Below are 16,314 nucleotides of genomic sequence, written 5' to 3'. Positions count from 1 at the left end.
CTCCCCCGCCCGGTCGGCGTCCCGGTGGTACGGTGGCGCAGCCCGTTCCGGGCCCCGACCGAGGAGGTGAGACCGATCCCCGTGCGTATCCACCGGGTGCTCCCGTCCGTCTCGCCGTCGGCCTCACGCCGCTAGAGCCGCGCGGAAGCACACCGAAGGCTTCCGAAAGGCTGTCATGTCCGGCTCCTTCAGTACCGCCTCACCGCCTGACTTCCCCTCCGGAGCGGACTCCTCCGCTCCACGGCCCCCGCTCCCGCCCGCCGCCGTCGACGCGGCCACCGCCCGCCTGCGCGCCGCCGGCTGCGTCTTCGCCGAGGAGGAGGCGGCCCTGCTGGCCGAGGCGGCCACCTCGGGCGAGGGCGACCCCCTGACCACCATCGGCCGTCTGGTGGAGCGGCGGGCCGCCGGGCGGCCACTGGAACACGTCGTCGGCTGGGCCGAGTTCGCCGGACTGCGGATCGCGGTCGGCCCCGGCGTCTTCGTCCCACGGCGCCGCACCGAGTTCCTGCTCGCCCTCGCCCGTGACCTGCTGGCCCGCACCCCGGGCCCCGTCCCGGTCGTCGTCGACCTGTGCTGCGGCTCGGGCGCGGCGGCTGCGGCGCTCGCCGCCTCGGGCCGCCGCGCCGAGGTGCACGCCGCCGACATCGACCCGGTGGCCGTCGGCTGGGCCAGCCGCAACCTGGCGGGCGCGGGCGAGGTCCACGAGGGCGACCTGTACGCGGCGCTCCCCGCCGCCCTGCGCGGCCGGGTCGCCGTCCTCGTCGCCAACGTCCCCTACGTGCCGACCGCCGACCTCCCCCTGCTGCCCGCCGAGGCCCGCACCCACGAACCCCGGGTCGCCCTCGACGGCGGCGACGACGGTCTGGCGGTGCTGCGGCGGGTCGCCGCCGGGGCACCGGAGTGGCTCGCCCCGGGCGGCACCCTGCTGGTGGAGACGACCGGGCGGCAGGCGGAGACCGCCCGCAAAGTGCTGGCCGCGACGGGCCTGGCCCCGGCCCTCCACCACGACGAGGAACGCGCCGCCACCGTCCTCACCGGCACCCGCCCCGCCTGACCACACGCCGCAGGGCCCGTACCACCGAGGCGGTACGGGCCCTGCGGGCTGCTGCGGGGTGCGGTCAGTCGCTGAGGTCGACCGCGCGGGCCACCGACGCGCCGATCTCGCCGGCCAGTTCGGTGAGGACGGCCTGCGAGACGGTGTCGTCCACGGTCAGCACGGCCAGCGCCTCACCACCGACGGTGGCGCGGGAGACCTGCATGCCGCCGATGTTGACGCCGGACTCGCCGAGGACGCGGCCGACGGTGCCGACGACACCGGGACGGTCCTCGTACCGCAGGACGACCATGTGGTCGGCGAGGGAGAGGTCCACATCGTGCTCGCCGATGGCCACGATCTTCTGGAGGTGCTTGGGCCCGGCCAGCGTGCCGGAGACGGAGACCTCCTGACCGTCCGTGAGGGTGCCGCGGACGGTGACCACGTTGCGGTGGTCGGGCGACTCGCTGCTGGTGGTCAGCCGCACCTCGACGCCGCGCTCCTGCGCGAACAGCGGGGCGTTGACGTAGCTGACGGTCTCGTCGACGACGTCCTCGAAGACACCCTTGAGGGCGCTGAGTTCCAGCACCTTCACGTCGTGCTGGGTGATCTCGCCGTACACCTCGACGTCCAGGCGGGTGGCGACCTCGCCGGCCAGCGAGGTGAAGATGCGGCCGAGCTTCTCGGCGAGCGGCAGGCCCGGGCGGACGTCCTCGGCGATCACGCCGCCCTGGACGTTGACCGCGTCGGGGACCAGTTCGCCGGCGAGGGCGAGGCGGACCGAACGGGCCACCGCGATACCGGCCTTCTCCTGCGCCTCGTCGGTGGAGGCACCGAGGTGCGGTGTGGCGACGACCTGGTCGAACTGGAAGAGCGGGGAGTCCGTGCAGGGCTCCTTGGCGTACACGTCGAGCCCGGCGCCCGCGACGCGGCCCTCCTTGAGGGCGGAGGCGAGGGCCTCCTCGTCCACGATGCCGCCGCGTGCGGCGTTGACGATGCGGACGGACGGCTTCACCTTGTGCAGCGCCTCGTCGCCGATGAGGCCGAGCGTCTCCGGCGTCTTCGGGAGGTGGACGGTGATGAAGTCCGCGACCTCCAGCAGCTCGTCCAGGCTCAGCAGCTTGACACCCATCTGCGCGGCCCGCGCGGGCTGCACGAAGGGGTCGTACGCGACGATCTTCATGCCGAAGGCCGACATGCGCTGGGCGACCAGCACGCCGATCCGGCCGAGGCCGACCACACCGAGGGTCTTCTCGGCCAGCTCCACACCGGTGTACTTGGAGCGCTTCCACTCGCCGTTCTTGAGCGCCGCGTTCGCCTGCGGGATGTTGCGGGCGGTGGCGACGATCAGGCCGCAGGCCAGTTCGGCGGCGGTGACGATGTTGGAGGTGGGGGCGTTGACGACCATCACGCCGGCCTTGGTGGCGGCGGAGACGTCGACGTTGTCCAGGCCGACGCCGGCGCGGGCGACGACCTTCAGCCTCGTGGCGGCGGCGATGGCTTCCGCGTCGACCTTGGTGGCGGAGCGGACGAGGATCGCGTCGGCATCGGTGATGGCGGAGAGCAGCTCGCCTCGGTCGGCGCCGTTGCACTGGCGGATCTCGAAGTCCGGGCCCAGCGCGTCGACGGTGGCCGGCGACAGTTCTTCAGCGATGAGTACGACCGGTTTGGCGGGGTTCGAGCTCACGTGAGTCCTCACAAGTCCCATTGCGGACGGCCGTCCCGACGGCCGCATGCGGTGGAGGGTGCTAGCCGCGTGGAGAGACGCACGACGCTGTGGGCCTGCAAACGCGTATGTCTGTGCAGTGTAGTGGTGCCGGGATGGTCGCCATCCCGCCTCGGCGGAAGGATCACCCCTACGAGGCTGGACATCCTGTCCGAACCGCCGACGGCGTCCCGCGCACACTCCGGCAAGCCGCACCCGGCGGACGGGAACGGCGCGCGGCACCACCGTACGCCGGTGCGCCGGGGCGGTGCGAACGGGTCCGCACCGGCGTGCGCGGGGGCGGGCCGGGACGCTCCGGCCCGCCCCCGCGGAGGGCTTACGCCTCCTCGTCGACCCAGCTCATGAGCTTGCGCAGCTCACGGCCCGTGGTCTCCAGGAGGTGGTTCTCGTCGGCCTTCTTGTACTCGTTGTACTTGGGCAGGCCGGCCTGGTACTCGGCCATCCAGTTGTTGGCGAAGGTGCCGTCCTGGATGTCGGCGAGGACCTTCTTCATCTCGGCCTTGGTGGCGTCGGTGATGATCCGCGGGCCGGTGACGTAGTCGCCCCACTCGGCGGTCTCCGAGATGGACCAGCGCATCTTCTCCAGGCCGCCCTCGTACATGAGGTCGACGATGAGCTTCAGCTCGTGCAGGCACTCGAAGTAGGCGATCTCCGGCTGGTAGCCCGCCTCGACGAGGGTCTCGAAGCCGGCCTTCACCAGGGCGGAGGCGCCACCGCAGAGGACGGCCTGCTCGCCGAAGAGGTCGGTCTCGGTCTCCTCGGTGAAGGTCGTCTTGATGACGCCGGCACGGGTGCCGCCGATGGCCTTCGCGTACGACAGGGCGAGCGCGAAGCCGTTGCCCGAGGCGTCCTGCTCGACGGCGACGATGCAGGGCACGCCGCGGCCTTCCTCGTACTGGCGGCGGACCAGGTGGCCCGGGCCCTTGGGGGCGACCATGCAGACGTCGACGCCGGCCGGCGGCTGGATGAAGCCGAAGCGGATGTTGAAGCCGTGCCCGAAGAAGAGCGCGTCGCCGTCCTTGAGGTTGTCCTTGACGGACTCCTCGTAGACCTTCGCCTGGATCGGGTCCGGGACGAGGATCATGATGACGTCGGCCTCGGCGGCGGCCTCGGCGGGCGTCACCACGCGCAGGCCCTGCTCCTCGGCCTTGGCCTTGGACGTGGAGCCCTCGTGGAGGCCGACCCGGACGTCGACGCCCGAGTCGCGCAGCGACAGCGCGTGGGCGTGCCCCTGGCTGCCGTAACCGAGGACCGCGACCTTGCGGCCCTGGATGATGGACAGGTCGGCGTCGTCGTCGTAGAACAGCTCGGCCACTGGGTATCTCCTTGGTGTGCTGATGATGCGTCCCACCGTACGGCGGGCGGGGTGGTGGACGTGTCCGGGTCTCGCGATGCGGGCGGCGCGGGCCGCCCGTACCGGGCGAACGAGAGGTGTCCTCGCGGGGATGCGCGCGGGGCGTGCGCGCCGATGTGCGCGGCGCGGGGCGCCCGTTACGCGCTGCGGTCCAGCGCGCGCAGCGAGCGGTCCGTGATGGAACGCGAGCCGCGGCCGACGGCGATGGTGCCGGACTGGACGAGTTCCTTGATGCCGAAGGGTTCCAGCATCCGCAGCATGGCCTCCAGTTTGTCGCTGGAGCCGGTGGCCTCGATGGTGACGGCCTCCGGGGAGACGTCCACCGTCTTCGCGCGGAAGAGCTGGACGATCTCGACGATCTGCGAGCGGGTCTCGTTGTCCGCGCGGACCTTGGCGAGGACGAGTTCGCGGTGGATGGCCGAGCCGGGTTCCAGCTCGACGATCTTCAGGACGTTGACCAGCTTGTTGAGCTGTTTGGTGACCTGTTCCAGCGGGAGTGATTCGACATTGACCACGATGGTGATGCGGGAGATGTCGGGGTGTTCGGTGGTGCCGACGGCGAGCGAGTCGATGTTGAAGCCGCGCCGGGAGAACAGGGCGGTGATCCGGGCGAGGACACCGGGCTTGTTCTCGACCAGGACGGAGAGGGTGTGCTTGGTCATGGACGTCGTTCTCTCTCTGCGTTCGGCGCGGCTCAGTCGTCTTCGTTGTCGCCGAAGTCGGGGCGGACGCCGCGGGCGGCCATGACCTCGTCGTTGGAGGTGCCGGCGGCGACCATCGGCCAGACCATGGCGTCCTCGTGGACGATGAAGTCCACGACGACGGGCCGGTCGTTGATCGCGTTGGCCTTGGCGATGACCGCGTCCAGCTCGTCCGGCGACTCGCAGCGCATGGCGACGCAGCCCATGGCCTCGGCGAGCTTGACGAAGTCGGGGACGCGGGTGCCGGTGTTGGGCTGGTCGGCGCCCTCGGGGCCGGCGTGCAGGACGGTGTTGGAGTAGCGCTGGTTGTAGAAGAGGGTCTGCCACTGGCGGACCATGCCGAGGGCGCCGTTGTTGATGATGGCGACCTTGACCGGGATGTTGTTCAGCGCGCAGGTGGTCAGTTCCTGGTTGGTCATCTGGAAGCAGCCGTCGCCGTCGATGGCCCAGACGGTGGCGTCGGGGCGGCCGGCCTTGGCGCCCATGGCGGCCGGGACGGCGTACCCCATCGTCCCGGCGCCACCGGAGTTGAGCCAGGTGGCGGGCTGTTCGTACTCGATGAAGTGGGCGGACCACATCTGGTGCTGGCCGACGCCCGCGGCGAAGATCGTGCCCTCGGGGGCGAGCTGCCCGATCCGCTCGATGACGTGCTGGGGGGCCAGCATGCCGTTCGCCGACTGGTCGTAGCCGAGCGGGTAGGTCTCGCGCCAGCGGTTGAGGTCCTTCCACCAGGCGGCGTAGTCGCCGGTGCGGCCCTCGGTGTGCTCGGCCTGGACGGCCTGGACGAGGTCGGCGATGACCTCGCGGGCGTCGCCGACGATCGGCACGTCGGCGGCGCGGTTCTTGCCGATCTCGGCCGGGTCGATGTCGGCGTGGACGACCTTGGCGTACGGGGCGAAGCTGTCGAGCTTGCCGGTGACGCGGTCGTCGAAGCGGGCGCCGAGGGCGACGATCAGATCGGCCTTCTGGAGCGCGGTGACGGCGGTGACCGCACCGTGCATGCCGGGCATCCCGACGTGCTGCGGGTGACTGTCGGGGAAGGCACCGAGCGCCATCAGGGTGGTGGTGACGGGGGCGCCGGTGAGTTCGGCGAGGACCTTCAGTTCGGCGGTGGCCCCGGCCTTGAGGACGCCGCCGCCGACGTACAGCACGGGGCGCCTGGCGGCGGTGATGAGCTTGGCGGCCTCGCGGATCTGCTTGGCGTGCGGCTTGGTGACCGGGCGGTAGCCGGGCAGGTCCGTCTGCGGGGGCCAGCTGAAGGTGGTCTTCGCCTGGAGGGCGTCCTTGGCGATGTCGACGAGAACGGGCCCGGGGCGGCCGGTGGAGGCGATGTGGAACGCCTCGGCGATGGTGTGCGGGATGTCCTCGGCCTTGGTGACCAGGAAGTTGTGCTTGGTGACCGGCATGGTGATGCCGCAGATGTCCGCCTCCTGGAAGGCGTCCGTACCGATCGACTTGGCGGCGACCTGACCGGTGATCGCGACCAGCGGGACGGAGTCCATGTGCGCGTCGGCGATCGGGGTGACCAGGTTGGTGGCACCGGGGCCCGAGGTGGCCATGCAGACCCCGACCCGGCCGGTGGCCTGGGCGTATCCGGTGGCCGCGTGACCCGCGCCCTGCTCGTGGCGGACCAGCACGTGGCGCACCCGGGTGGAGTCCATCATCGGGTCGTACGCCGGCAGGATGGCGCCGCCCGGGATGCCGAACACGGTGTCGGCGCCGACTTCCTCAAGAGAGCGAATGAGGGACTGCGCACCCGTGACGTGCTCGACGGGCGCGGACTGCGGTCCGGAGGAACGGGGCCGCGGCGTCGGATGAGCCCCGGTGGCCTGCTCGGTCATCTGCGTGTCTCTTCTCGAAGCTGAGGGTGTGTGCGAGGTCTGGGCGGTTCTGTGCGGGTTTCCCCCCATCGCCCGGTGGGTTCTTTGCGGGCTTTTGGGGTCACCTGTGCAACAAAAAACCCCTCGTGCCGGGTGGCAAGCGAGGGGAGCGCGTCGGATACGTTCGCCGGACGGGTGTCCTGGCTTCAGCCGACGCGCTTTCCAAGTACGAGAATTCGGGTGCGCATGGCACTGACCCTCTCCCCGTCGCGTGGTGACTGTCAAGTAGGTGGGACAGGAGTCTCATGATGTGGGCCGACGGGGCGGGTACCGCGCGGCACCCCCGCCCCTGCCGCCTGGGCGATCACGGCCTGGGCACCGCGCCGTGTGACCAGGCTCGCACCGCTTCCGGACCCCTGCGGCTCGCTCCCGGGGCCGACCGGAGCCGCCGGGACGAGTGCCGCGTGCGGCGGCTGCGGGGCGGGTACGACCGGCCCCGTGGGGAGCGCGTAGGGACCGTGGGTGAGGGAGCGGCGCAGGCGGTACTCGTCCAGGTGCCCCGCGAAGGCCATGCCCTGGGCGTGGGTGCAGCCCATCGCCCGCAGCGCCACTACCTGCTCGGGCCGGTCGACGCCCTCGGCGACGCTCTGGAGACCGAGGTCCGCGGCGATCCGCAGGACGCCGGCGGTGATCTTGTGCTGGCGGGCCGACTCGACGACGCCCTCGACCAGGCTCCGGTCGAGTTTGAGTATGTCGACCGGGAGCCGTCGCAGGGCGTCGGCCGCCGCGTGGCCGCCGCCGAAGCCGTCCAGGGCGATGCGGACGCCGAGTCGGCGCAACGCGGTGAGGCGCTGCTCCAGGGCATCCTGCGGGATGCCGCTGTCACTGTCGGCCAGTTCCAGGACGAGACCGCCGGAGGGCAGCCCGTAGCGGGTCAGCAGCGCCTCGACGGCATAGGGGGGTGCCGCCCGGTCGAGCAGGCGGCGGGCACCGAGGCGGACGACGACGGGTGCGGCGTGGCCGGAGCGGTGGCGCTCGGCGGCCTGGGCGATGGCCTGCTCCAGGGTCCAACGGCCGAGCTCGGCGGCCCGGTCACCGTTGTCCGCGACGCGGAGGAACTCGGCCGGGGTGAAGAGTATGCCCTGGCCGGAGCGCCAGCGGGCCTGCGCGGCGACGGCGGCGACCTTGCCGGTGGCGAGGTCGACGACGGGCTGGTGGAGCAGGGCGAACTCGCCGGCGTTCAGCGCGGAGCGGAGCCGGGCCGCCAGTTCGGCCTTGCGGACGACGTCGGCCTGCATCTGCGGGGCGTAGAGCACGACCCGGTCCTTGCCGGCGGCCTTGGCGCGGTACATGGCGAGGTCGGCGTTGCGCAGGAGTTCTCCGGCGTTCTGGCCGGGCTCGGCGAAGGCGACGCCGATGCTGGCGGCGACGCGGACATCGTTGCCGTCGATGGCGTAGGGCTCGGAGAGGCGTTTGCGGAGGCGGTCGGCGAGCTCCTGGAGGTGGCCTTCACGGGCGGTGCGGTCGTCGCCGGTGTCGCCGAGGATGAGGGCGGCGAACTCGTCGCCGCCGAGGCGGGCGGCGGTGTCTCCGGCACGGACGGCCTCGTCGAGGCGGCGGGCGGCCTGGACGAGGAGTTCGTCGCCGGCCTGGTGGCCGATCGTGTCGTTGACCGCCTTGAACCCGTCCAGGTCGATGAAGAGGACGGCGGCACCGCGGTCTCCGCTGCGGCGGCCGGTGAGGGCCTGGCTGACGCGGCGGGTGAACAGGGCCCGGTTGGGCAGGTCGGTGAGCGGGTCGTGCTCGGCGCTGTGCTGTAACTGCGCCTGGAGGCGGACGCGTTCGGTGACGTCGCGGCTGTTGAAGATGAGGCCGCCCTGGTGGCGGTTGACGGTGGATTCGACGTTGAGCCAGGTGCCTCGGCCGGACTGGAAGCGGCATTCGATGCGAGTGGTGGGCTCGACCGCCGGGTCGGCGGCGAGGAAGCGGCGGACCTCGTGGACCACGCGGCCGAGGTCGCCGGGGTGGATGTGGGCGGAGAGCTCGGTGTCCTCCAGCTCGGAGGCGTCCCGGCCGTAGACCCCCGAGGCGGCGGGGCTGACGTAGCGCAGGGTGCCGCTGGGGTCGGCGATCATGATGACGTCGCTGGAGCCCTGCACCAGGGAACGGAAGTGGTTCTCCTGGTGGGCGAGTTCGCGGGTGAGGGTGATGTTGTCGATGAGCATGATGCCCTGCCGCACGACGAGCGCGAGGACGACGGTGCAGGCGGTGACCAGGACGACGCGGTCGACGCTGCGGCCGTTGACCACGTTGGACAGGATGCCGAGGGTGCAGACGGCGGCCGCGAGGTAGGGCGTGAGGGCGGCGAGCGAGCCGGTGATCGGGCTGGTGCGGTCGTGCCCGGGGGCCGCCGGGGAGTCGGCGGGGCGGACGGCGCCGGGCCGGGCGTCCTGGATCGGGGGCGCCTCGGGGGCGCCGCGCTCGCTCTCGCGGTGGCGGCCGACCCAGGGGGCGTAGGCGAGCAGGAGCGACCCGGCGAACCATCCGGCGTCGAGGATCTGGCCGGAGCGGTAGCTGTTGTGCAGGAGCGGTGAGGTGAACAGGGCGTCGCACAGCACCGTCAGGGCGAGGGCGCCGATGGCGGTGTTGAGCGCTGAGCGCCCGGCCGAGGAGCGCCGGAAGTGGAGCGCCAGGATCATGCTGACGAGCGCGATGTCGAGCAGCGGATAGGCGAGGTTGAGCGCGGCGTACGAGACGCTGCCGCCCTCGATGTCGGCGGTGTGGGCCAGCGCCAGCGACCAGGCGAGCGTCAGCAGGGAGCCGCCGATGAGCCAGGAGTCGAGGGCGAGGCAGACCCAGCCGGCGCGGGTGACCGGCCGCTTGGCCAGGACGAGCAGGCCGACGACGGCGGGCGGCGCGAAGCAGAGGAAGAAGAGGTCGGCGACGCCGGGGCTCGGGACCGCGGTGTCGAGGACCACCTCGTACCAGCCCCAGGCGGCGTTCCCCAGGGAGGCCATGGCGGAGGAGATCCCGAAGAGGACCCAGGCGGGGCGGAAGCGGCTGCCGCGGGTGCGGGCGTAGAGGAAGCAGGAGACGGCGGCGGCACCGGCGGCGATGCTCAGGCCGAAGTCCCCCATGGCCATGGAGAGCCGGGGCGACCCCCAGCCTAGGACGGCGCCGACGGCGTACCCACCGCAGACGAGGGCGAGGAGGAGCTGGCCGAGGGCTCCTGAGCCGACCGGGCCGCGGGTGGCCTCCGGGCCGGTGGCCTCCGTCCGGGCGGGCGGCGCGGTGGGCATGGCCCCGGGGCCGGTCACCGGGGGGCTCCCCGGCGGAGCGCGGAGCGACCGGCGGGCAGGAGCTCCGGCAGGCGGGGCCGGCCGCCTCGGCGGCGCCCGTGGGACCGGGCGGTCCGGTGTCGCGTCGGATCATGGGTGTCTGGGCCGTACAGCATCCGTCGCCCCCCTCGCGGTTCTTGGCTTTCTCTCCCCTGGCGCCTGTCGTCCTGGCGCCACCCCTGCCGCGACGATACACCAGGATGGTCACGCAGGGACAGGGGTCACCTACATACAGTGACCGAACGTGGCTGTTGACCACCCGTAGCGCCCGAATCGCTGCGGAGCGTGGCCGTTCAGGGCTCTCGGGAGCCCTTGCCCGGCAAGGCGCACCCCCCGGGCAAGGGGCTCCGTCCCGCCCGCACGTGCCAGTGGCAACTCTGCCACGCGGCGGCACGGTGCACGGAACACCAGGTTCCGCGCGGGGTTCAGGCCGTCGTGTGCACCACGTTGTCGAGCGGCTCGCCCGCCGTCCAGCGGGTCAGCTGACGCGCCAGCAGCCGCTTGGCCCGTGGCAGGAAGGCGGATGTCGAGCCGCCCACGTGGGGGCTGATGAGTACTCCCGGAGCGTGCCACAGCGGGTGGCCCGCGGGCAGCGGTTCGGGGTCGGTCACGTCCAGGGCCGCGGTCAGCCGGCCGCTCTCCACCTCGGCGAGGAGCGCCTTGGTGTCGGCGACGGGGCCCCGCGCGACGTTGACCAGGAGGGCGCCGTCCCGCATACGGGCGAGGAACTCGGCGTCGGCCAGCCCCCTGGTGGCCTCGGTCAACGGCGTGGAGAGCACCACCACGTCCGCCTCGGGCAGCAGAGCGGGCAGTTCGGCAAGCGGATGCACGGGCCCGCGCTCCGTGTCACGGGCGGAGCGCGCGACGCGCAGCACCCGCGCGCACTCGAAGGGCGCGAGCCGGTCCTCGATGGCCGAGCCGATCGAGCCGTAGCCGACGATCAGGACGGTCTTGTCGGCGAGCGCGGGGTAGAAGCCGGAGCGCCACTCCTCCTGGCGCTGGCCCTCGACGAAGCGGGGGATGCCGCGCAACGAGGCCAGTATCAGGGCGAGGGTCAGCTCGGCGGTGCTCGCCTCGTGGACGCCGCGCGCGTTGCACAGGCGCACGCCGGGATGGAGCGCCCCCATTCCGGCCTGGACGTGGTCGACGCCTGCGGAGAGGGTCTGCACGACCTCGGCCCGCGCCATCCCGGCCAGGGGGCGCACGGCGGTGTCCGCGCCCTTGAGATAGGGGACGACGTAGAAAGCGCAGTCGGCGGGGTCGGCGGGGAAGCTCTCGCCACCGTCCCAGAAGCGGTAGGTCAGGCCGTGGTCGGCTGCGGACGGCAGGCCCGGGATCTCCTCGGGGACGAACGGGAGCCACACATCGGTAGTCATGGTCAGGAGGCTATGCGAAGCGCTCGGAGGGCCAGAGGTTACGTTGGGGTCGCTCGGAGGCGCAGCGGGAGGGTCAGGCCAGGTGGAGCGCAGGACGATCGGCGCGACGGCGCTCGAAGTCGGGGCGGTGGGGCTCGGATGCATGCCGATGAGCTGGGCGTACGCCGCCTCGCGGCAGCGGGGCGAGGAGTCGCTGCGAGCGCTCAACACGGCGCTGGACGCCGGGGTCTCGCTGCTGGACACGGCCGACATGTACGGCCCCTTCACCAACGAGCTGCTGCTCGGCCGGGTGTTGCGGGGGCGGCGCCGGGAGGCGTTCGTGTCGACCAAGTGCGGTCTGCTCGTCGGCGACCAGCACATCGTGGCCAACGGCCGCCCCGGATACGTGAAGCGGGCCTGCGACGCCTCGCTGCGGCGGCTCCAGACGGACGTGATCGACCTGTACCAGCTGCACCGTGCCGACCCCGAGGTGCCGGTGGAGGAGACCTGGGGCGCGATGGCGGAGCTGGTCGCCGCGGGCAAGGTGCGCGCGCTCGGGCTGTGCGCGGTCGGTGCGCGGGGCGGGCGCCGCGGCGGCGGGCGGCTGGACGGCGAGGCGCTGTACGCGGGAACGATTCGCCAGCTGGAGCGGGTCCAGCAGGTGTTCCCGGTGAGCGCCGTCCAGGCCGAGTTGTCGGTGTGGTCGCGGGAAGCGCTGGCCACGCTGCTGCCGTGGTGCACCGCGCGCGGCGTGGGCCTGATGGCGGCGATGCCGCTGGGGAACGGTTTCCTCAGTGGCACACTCCGCCCCGGGGAGGGGTTCGAGCCCCAGGACCTGCGGGCCCGTCACCCCCGGTTCACCGCAGAGATGATGGCCTCCAACCAGCCGCTGGTGGCCGGGTTGCGGCGGGTCGGTGAGCGGCACGGCGCGACTCCGGCGCAGGTGGCGCTGGCGTGGGTGCTGGAGCGGTCGCCGCTGGTCGTGCCGGTGCCCGGGACGAAGCAGGCCCGCTGGGTCGAGGAGAACGCGGCGGCCGCCGGGCTCCGGCTGACCGCCCGGGACCTCGCGGAGATCGACGGGCTGCCGCCGGCGCTGGGGTCGTGGGACTGAAACTCTGCCCGGCCGGACGCCGCGGTGCGGGAGCTTGACGTCCTCCTGTGCCCCGGAAGGCTGAGAAACCGGGTGCAGGACGTCGCAGTTGGCCGCTGATCTGGGCCTTCCGCGCATTCTCCCGGGAGCGGCGGGTTAGGAACCAACCATCACCGTCGTGAAGGGACCGAAATGCCGACCACTCCGCCCGGCCACCGCATCACCCCGCCCCGCCCGGCACCACCGGGCAGGCCGTCCGGGCGCCGCCGGCCGCTGGGGGCCGTCACGGCGGCGGTGACGATGGCTGTCCTGGCTGCGGGCTGCTCCTTTGGCCCCACCGAGCCTGAGAGCGGGCCCTCCTCCCCGGGAGCGGCCAGTCCGTCCGGTTCGGGATCACCGTCGCCGGCCTCCGACGCGCCGCCCGACAAGGGCTCGGTGGACGTGGTCCGCACCGTGGCGACCGGCCTGAAGTCCCCGTGGGGTCTGGCCCCGCTGCCCGACGGGAACCTCCTGGTGGCCTCCCGCGACGAGGGCGAGATCGTCCAGGTCGACGGCGATTCCGGGAAGGTCAGCGAGGCCGGTTCGGTACCGGGAGTCGACGCCGAGGGCGAGGGCGGCCTGCTCGGCCTGGCCCTCTCCCCCGACTACGCCACGGACCATCTGGTGTACGCCTACTTCACCACCGCCTCGGACAACCGCGTCGCCAGCATGCGGTACGACCCGGGGAAACCTGCCGGCGAACGGCTCTCCGCGCCGAGCACGATCTTCAAGGGCATCCCCAAGGGCTTCACCCACAACGGCGGCCGGATCGCCTTCGGCCCCGACAAGATGCTCTACGTCGGCACCGGTGAGACGGGCGACAAGGGCCTCGCCCAGGACAAGGAGTCCCTCGGCGGCAAGATCCTGCGGATGACGCCCGAGGGCGAGCCGGCCAAGGGCAACCCCGGCCAGGACTCGGTCGTCTGGTCCTACGGCCACCGCAACGTCCAGGGCCTGGCCTGGGACGAGGACCGCCGGCTGTGGGCGTCGGAGTTCGGCCAGGACACCTGGGACGAGCTGAACCACATCGTGAAGGACGGCAACTACGGCTGGCCGGACGTAGAGGGCGAGGGCAAGGGCGACGGGGACGGTGACTTCCGCGACCCCGTGGAGCAGTGGCACACAGCCGACGCCTCACCGAGCGGCATCGCGGTCGCCGAGGGGTCGGTGTGGATGGCCGGACTGCGCGGCGAGCGGCTCTGGCGCATCCCGCTCTCCGGTGCCAAGCCGTCGGCCGAGCCCCAAGCGTTCCTGAAAGGCGAGTACGGCCGACTGCGCACCGTCGTCTCCGCGGGTGGCGACACTCTGTGGCTGGTGACCAACGAGACGGACGGCAGGGGTTCCCCGGAGAAGGGCGACGACCGGATCCTGGAGGTGCGCGTGCGCTGACCGTGGACCAGCCGCACCAGCGGCCCGCGTCATGGAGGTGGTCATGTGTTCAACCTCATCGAGCAGCTCTTCGCCCCCGGACGGCGCCACACCGCCGAGGAGAAGAAGCGCCTGGAACTGACCAGGGTCGACGCCGACACCGCTGACCCCGGCAAGGGCCCGATCGACCTTGCTTCGGGGCATGTGGTGATTCGGGTGACGGAGCGGCGACGGGGGGAGTGACGGGCGGGGGCGTTGGGTGGGGTGGGGGTGGGGCTGGGCGGGCGGGCGCGATGACGGTTCGTGTGTGGGCGGCCATGCCGGCGGACTTGGTCTGTCCGGTGAGTCCGGCGGCGGCGTCGGCGCTGAGCAGGGCCTCGTCCCAGCGGCCGAGGGAGGCCAGCGACTCGGCGTGGTCGGCGTGGATGAGGGTGGTGGTGAAGAGGAGGCCGTACCGGTGGCTCCCCTCCAGGCCCTGCTCGATGAGGGCGGCCGCCTCGGCGGAGCGGCCGATGTCCTCCAGGTGGGAGGGGGAGGTTGACGTGGCAGCGGCCTACCTGGTGGGGGCGTTCGCGGTGCAGGGCGTCGGCGAGGACTTCGCGGAGTTCGGCGAGGCCGGTGTCGATGTCGCCGGAGTCGACGCGCGGTCCGGCGAGGGTGCCTCGGGCGGCGAGTACGACGTCGGCGGCGGCGTCGGCCATGTGCGCGTACTGGATGGCGTGTTCGGCGGCGGCGTACGCCTCGGGTCCTGGGCGGTGGAGCATCCGCCAGGAGGCGACGCAGGAGAGCACCTCGGCGTGCATCTCGGTGGGCGGCAGTCCGCGGAGGAGTTCCTGGGCGGTGTGGAGTTCCTGCCAGCCGCCGCCCTGGCCGACGCTCTCGGCGACGCGGGAGCGCTGTACCCAGAACCAGGCGGCGAAGAGTGGTTCGTCCCAGCTCTGCTCGGTGCTCGTGGGTTCGCCGAGCATCCGGACGCGCCTTCTTGGCGATCTTGCAGGCGCGTTCACGCGGGCCGCAGAGGCGTCCCGCGACGGTGGCGTCGGCCATCAGGTGGAGGTAGCGCAGCGGCGCGTCGGGGCCTTCGCCGGTGCCGGGCCCCGGCGGGCCGTCAGGTGCGGGTAGCCCTCGGCGTGGTCGGCGCTGCGCAGGGCGGAGCGGATCTCCTCGGGTACGCCGTCCCAGAGTTCCATGACGCGTTCGAGCAGGGTGAACTGTTCGGCGTAGGCGTGTCGGCGGCGGGCCTCGGCGGCGGCGTGCAGCACGGCGGGCGGTGCTTCGGCGGCGTCATGGGCGCGGTACCGGTATCCGGCGAGCCGGGTGGCGTGCGCGTCGGGGGCGACCAGCGTGGGGTCGGCGGCCAGCGCTTCGGCGAACTGGCGGCCGATGCGGGTGCGTTCGCGCCGGGCAGCAGGTCGTCGGTGACGGCTTCGCGGACGAGGGCGTGGCGGAAGCGGTAGCCGTCGCCGTCCTCGCTGGGGAGCAGGATGTGGGCGCGGACGGCGGCCCTCAGCGCGTCGAGCAGTTCGGTCTCGGGGAGCCGGGCGACGGCGGCGAGCAGGGCGTACTCCGTGGCGGGTCCGCCTCCGGCGGCGATCCGGACGAGGTGCTGGCTGCGTTCGGGGAGGGCTTCGCCGCGGACGAGGAGGAGGTCGCGCAGGGAGTCGGTGAGGCCGGTGCGGCAGCCGGAGCGGGCGGCGACGGTGAGTTCCTCGACGAAGAAGGCGTTGCCCTCGGAGCGGGTGAAGACCTCGTCGGCGGTGGAGTCGTCGGGTTCGGTGGCCGTCGCACCTCAGGTCGCGGGCCACAGCGCCTTAGAGGCTGTCGACCGGTGGCCCGGGGAACGCCGTCGCCCCGCCCCGCGCCGGCGGGACGGGGCGGGTGGAGCGTGCGGGGTTCAGCCGGCCGACGGCAGTCCGAGGAGCAGCCCGGTGTACTTGGACAGGGCCAGGAGTACGCCGACGAGGCCGACGACGACGCCCGCCCAGGCGGCGGAGCGGACCCAGGCGGGGCCGGTCCGGGCGGGCCAGTAGGCGACGCGGAGCACCGCGCCGAGGCCGACGAGGAGCCCGACCGCGGCGAACGCGCCGGCGACGAGGGCGGCGGCCTCCCAGGAGTCTCCGTAGATGGCCTGGACCTGGTCGGCGACGCCGGCGCCGGAGGAGGTCTCCAGCTGGCCGATGAGGGAGGCGCGGGCGGAGGCGATGGTGCCGAGCCAGCCACCGGTCAGCGAGACGACGCCGAGGACGACGGAGACGATGGCTGCCGCTCCGGCGGCGATGCCGGTGGGGGGCGCGGCGGCGTCGGCCTCCTCCGCGTCGTCCGTACCGTCCTCGTCCACTGCCTCGGGCGTCTGCGTCCCGTCCTGCCGCTTCTCCTCGCCGGTGGTCTCCTCGCCGTGGGGCTTGCCGGGCGTGGCCTCGGGGGTCTCCTGCTGCTCGTCCTCCGCTCCGGTCGCCGGGCGCTTGCCGTCAGCCGTCTTGGTATCCATGT

The 16,314-nt window shown here is 72.7% G+C and carries 12 protein-coding genes; 5 read left to right on the top strand and 7 right to left on the bottom strand.

Annotated elements, in window-relative coordinates; genetic code table 11:
• Positions 1-175: 175 nt before the first annotated feature.
• Positions 176-1,054 carry a putative protein N(5)-glutamine methyltransferase gene (locus ACSLIC_RS20105; RefSeq protein ID WP_436739106.1) on the top strand — a complete coding sequence of 293 codons (879 nt, stop codon included), beginning with the start codon at positions 176-178 and terminating at the stop codon, positions 1,052-1,054.
• Positions 1,055-1,118: 64 nt separating this feature from the next.
• Here ACSLIC_RS20105 and serA read toward each other — a convergent pair whose 3' ends face one another.
• From serA to ACSLIC_RS20075, 6 genes are all read right to left on the bottom strand, one after another.
• On the bottom strand, positions 1,119-2,741 hold the full coding sequence (serA, locus tag ACSLIC_RS20100; RefSeq protein WP_436739105.1) for a phosphoglycerate dehydrogenase: 1,623 nt from the start codon (positions 2,739-2,741) through the stop codon (positions 1,119-1,121).
• Positions 2,742-3,075: 334 nt separating this feature from the next.
• A complete protein-coding gene (ilvC, locus tag ACSLIC_RS20095) occupies positions 3,076-4,074 on the bottom strand; it encodes a ketol-acid reductoisomerase (RefSeq protein ID WP_436739104.1) in 999 nt (332 codons plus the stop codon).
• 176 nt (positions 4,075-4,250) lie between these two features.
• Positions 4,251-4,775, bottom strand: coding sequence for an acetolactate synthase small subunit (ilvN, locus tag ACSLIC_RS20090; protein WP_003951028.1), 525 nt, complete (start codon positions 4,773-4,775; stop codon positions 4,251-4,253).
• A 32-nt stretch (positions 4,776-4,807) separates the two neighbouring features.
• Positions 4,808-6,655: an acetolactate synthase large subunit gene (locus ACSLIC_RS20085; protein WP_436739103.1), complete on the bottom strand. Its 1,848-nt coding sequence runs from the start codon at positions 6,653-6,655 to the stop codon at positions 4,808-4,810.
• A 260-nt stretch (positions 6,656-6,915) separates the two neighbouring features.
• Complete coding sequence (locus tag ACSLIC_RS20080) at positions 6,916-9,951, bottom strand: putative bifunctional diguanylate cyclase/phosphodiesterase (protein ID WP_436739102.1); 3,036 nt, start codon at positions 9,949-9,951, stop codon at positions 6,916-6,918.
• A gap of 446 nt (positions 9,952-10,397) precedes the next feature.
• On the bottom strand, positions 10,398-11,348 hold the full coding sequence (locus ACSLIC_RS20075; RefSeq protein ID WP_436739101.1) for a 2-hydroxyacid dehydrogenase: 951 nt from the start codon (positions 11,346-11,348) through the stop codon (positions 10,398-10,400).
• An 82-nt stretch (positions 11,349-11,430) separates the two neighbouring features.
• Between ACSLIC_RS20075 and ACSLIC_RS20070 the strand changes: the two genes are divergently transcribed.
• From ACSLIC_RS20070 to ACSLIC_RS20055, 4 genes are all read left to right on the top strand, one after another.
• Positions 11,431-12,438, top strand: a complete 1,008-nt coding sequence (locus ACSLIC_RS20070) for an aldo/keto reductase (RefSeq protein WP_436739100.1) — start codon at positions 11,431-11,433, stop codon at positions 12,436-12,438.
• Positions 12,439-12,717: 279 nt separating this feature from the next.
• Positions 12,718-13,845, top strand: coding sequence for a PQQ-dependent sugar dehydrogenase (locus ACSLIC_RS20065; RefSeq protein WP_436740425.1), 1,128 nt, complete (start codon positions 12,718-12,720; stop codon positions 13,843-13,845).
• Positions 13,846-13,890: 45 nt separating this feature from the next.
• Positions 13,891-14,067: a DUF6191 domain-containing protein gene (locus tag ACSLIC_RS20060; RefSeq protein ID WP_436739099.1), complete on the top strand. Its 177-nt coding sequence runs from the start codon at positions 13,891-13,893 to the stop codon at positions 14,065-14,067.
• Positions 14,068-14,117: 50 nt separating this feature from the next.
• Entirely contained in the window at positions 14,118-15,281 is a 1,164-nt protein-coding gene (locus tag ACSLIC_RS20055) for a hypothetical protein (RefSeq protein WP_436739098.1), read from the top strand.
• A 437-nt stretch (positions 15,282-15,718) separates the two neighbouring features.
• Here ACSLIC_RS20055 and ACSLIC_RS20050 read toward each other — a convergent pair whose 3' ends face one another.
• Complete coding sequence (locus ACSLIC_RS20050) at positions 15,719-16,312, bottom strand: hypothetical protein (protein ID WP_436739097.1); 594 nt, start codon at positions 16,310-16,312, stop codon at positions 15,719-15,721.
• Positions 16,313-16,314 lie beyond the last annotated feature (2 nt).

The sequence above is a fragment of the Streptomyces sp. BBFR102 genome (assembly GCF_051397025.1).
Classification (GTDB): Bacteria; Actinomycetota; Actinomycetes; order Streptomycetales; family Streptomycetaceae; genus Streptomyces.
Note: the sequence above shows the minus strand (reverse complement) of the source record. Positions and strands in the feature narration are given on the sequence as shown.

Coding starts and splice junctions, on each gene's coding strand:
- ACSLIC_RS20085 (WP_436739103.1), bottom strand. CDS start 6,655: ATGACCGAGCAGGCCACCGGGGCTCATCCGACGCCGCGGCCCCGTTCC.
- ACSLIC_RS20105 (WP_436739106.1), top strand. CDS start 176: ATGTCCGGCTCCTTCAGTACCGCCTCACCGCCTGACTTCCCCTCCGGA.
- ACSLIC_RS20055 (WP_436739098.1), top strand. CDS start 14,118: ATGACGGTTCGTGTGTGGGCGGCCATGCCGGCGGACTTGGTCTGTCCG.
- ACSLIC_RS20050 (WP_436739097.1), bottom strand. CDS start 16,312: ATGGATACCAAGACGGCTGACGGCAAGCGCCCGGCGACCGGAGCGGAG.
- ilvN (WP_003951028.1), bottom strand. CDS start 4,775: ATGACCAAGCACACCCTCTCCGTCCTGGTCGAGAACAAGCCCGGTGTC.
- ACSLIC_RS20075 (WP_436739101.1), bottom strand. CDS start 11,348: ATGACTACCGATGTGTGGCTCCCGTTCGTCCCCGAGGAGATCCCGGGC.
- ACSLIC_RS20065 (WP_436740425.1), top strand. CDS start 12,718: ATGGCTGTCCTGGCTGCGGGCTGCTCCTTTGGCCCCACCGAGCCTGAG.
- serA (WP_436739105.1), bottom strand. CDS start 2,741: ATGGGACTTGTGAGGACTCACGTGAGCTCGAACCCCGCCAAACCGGTC.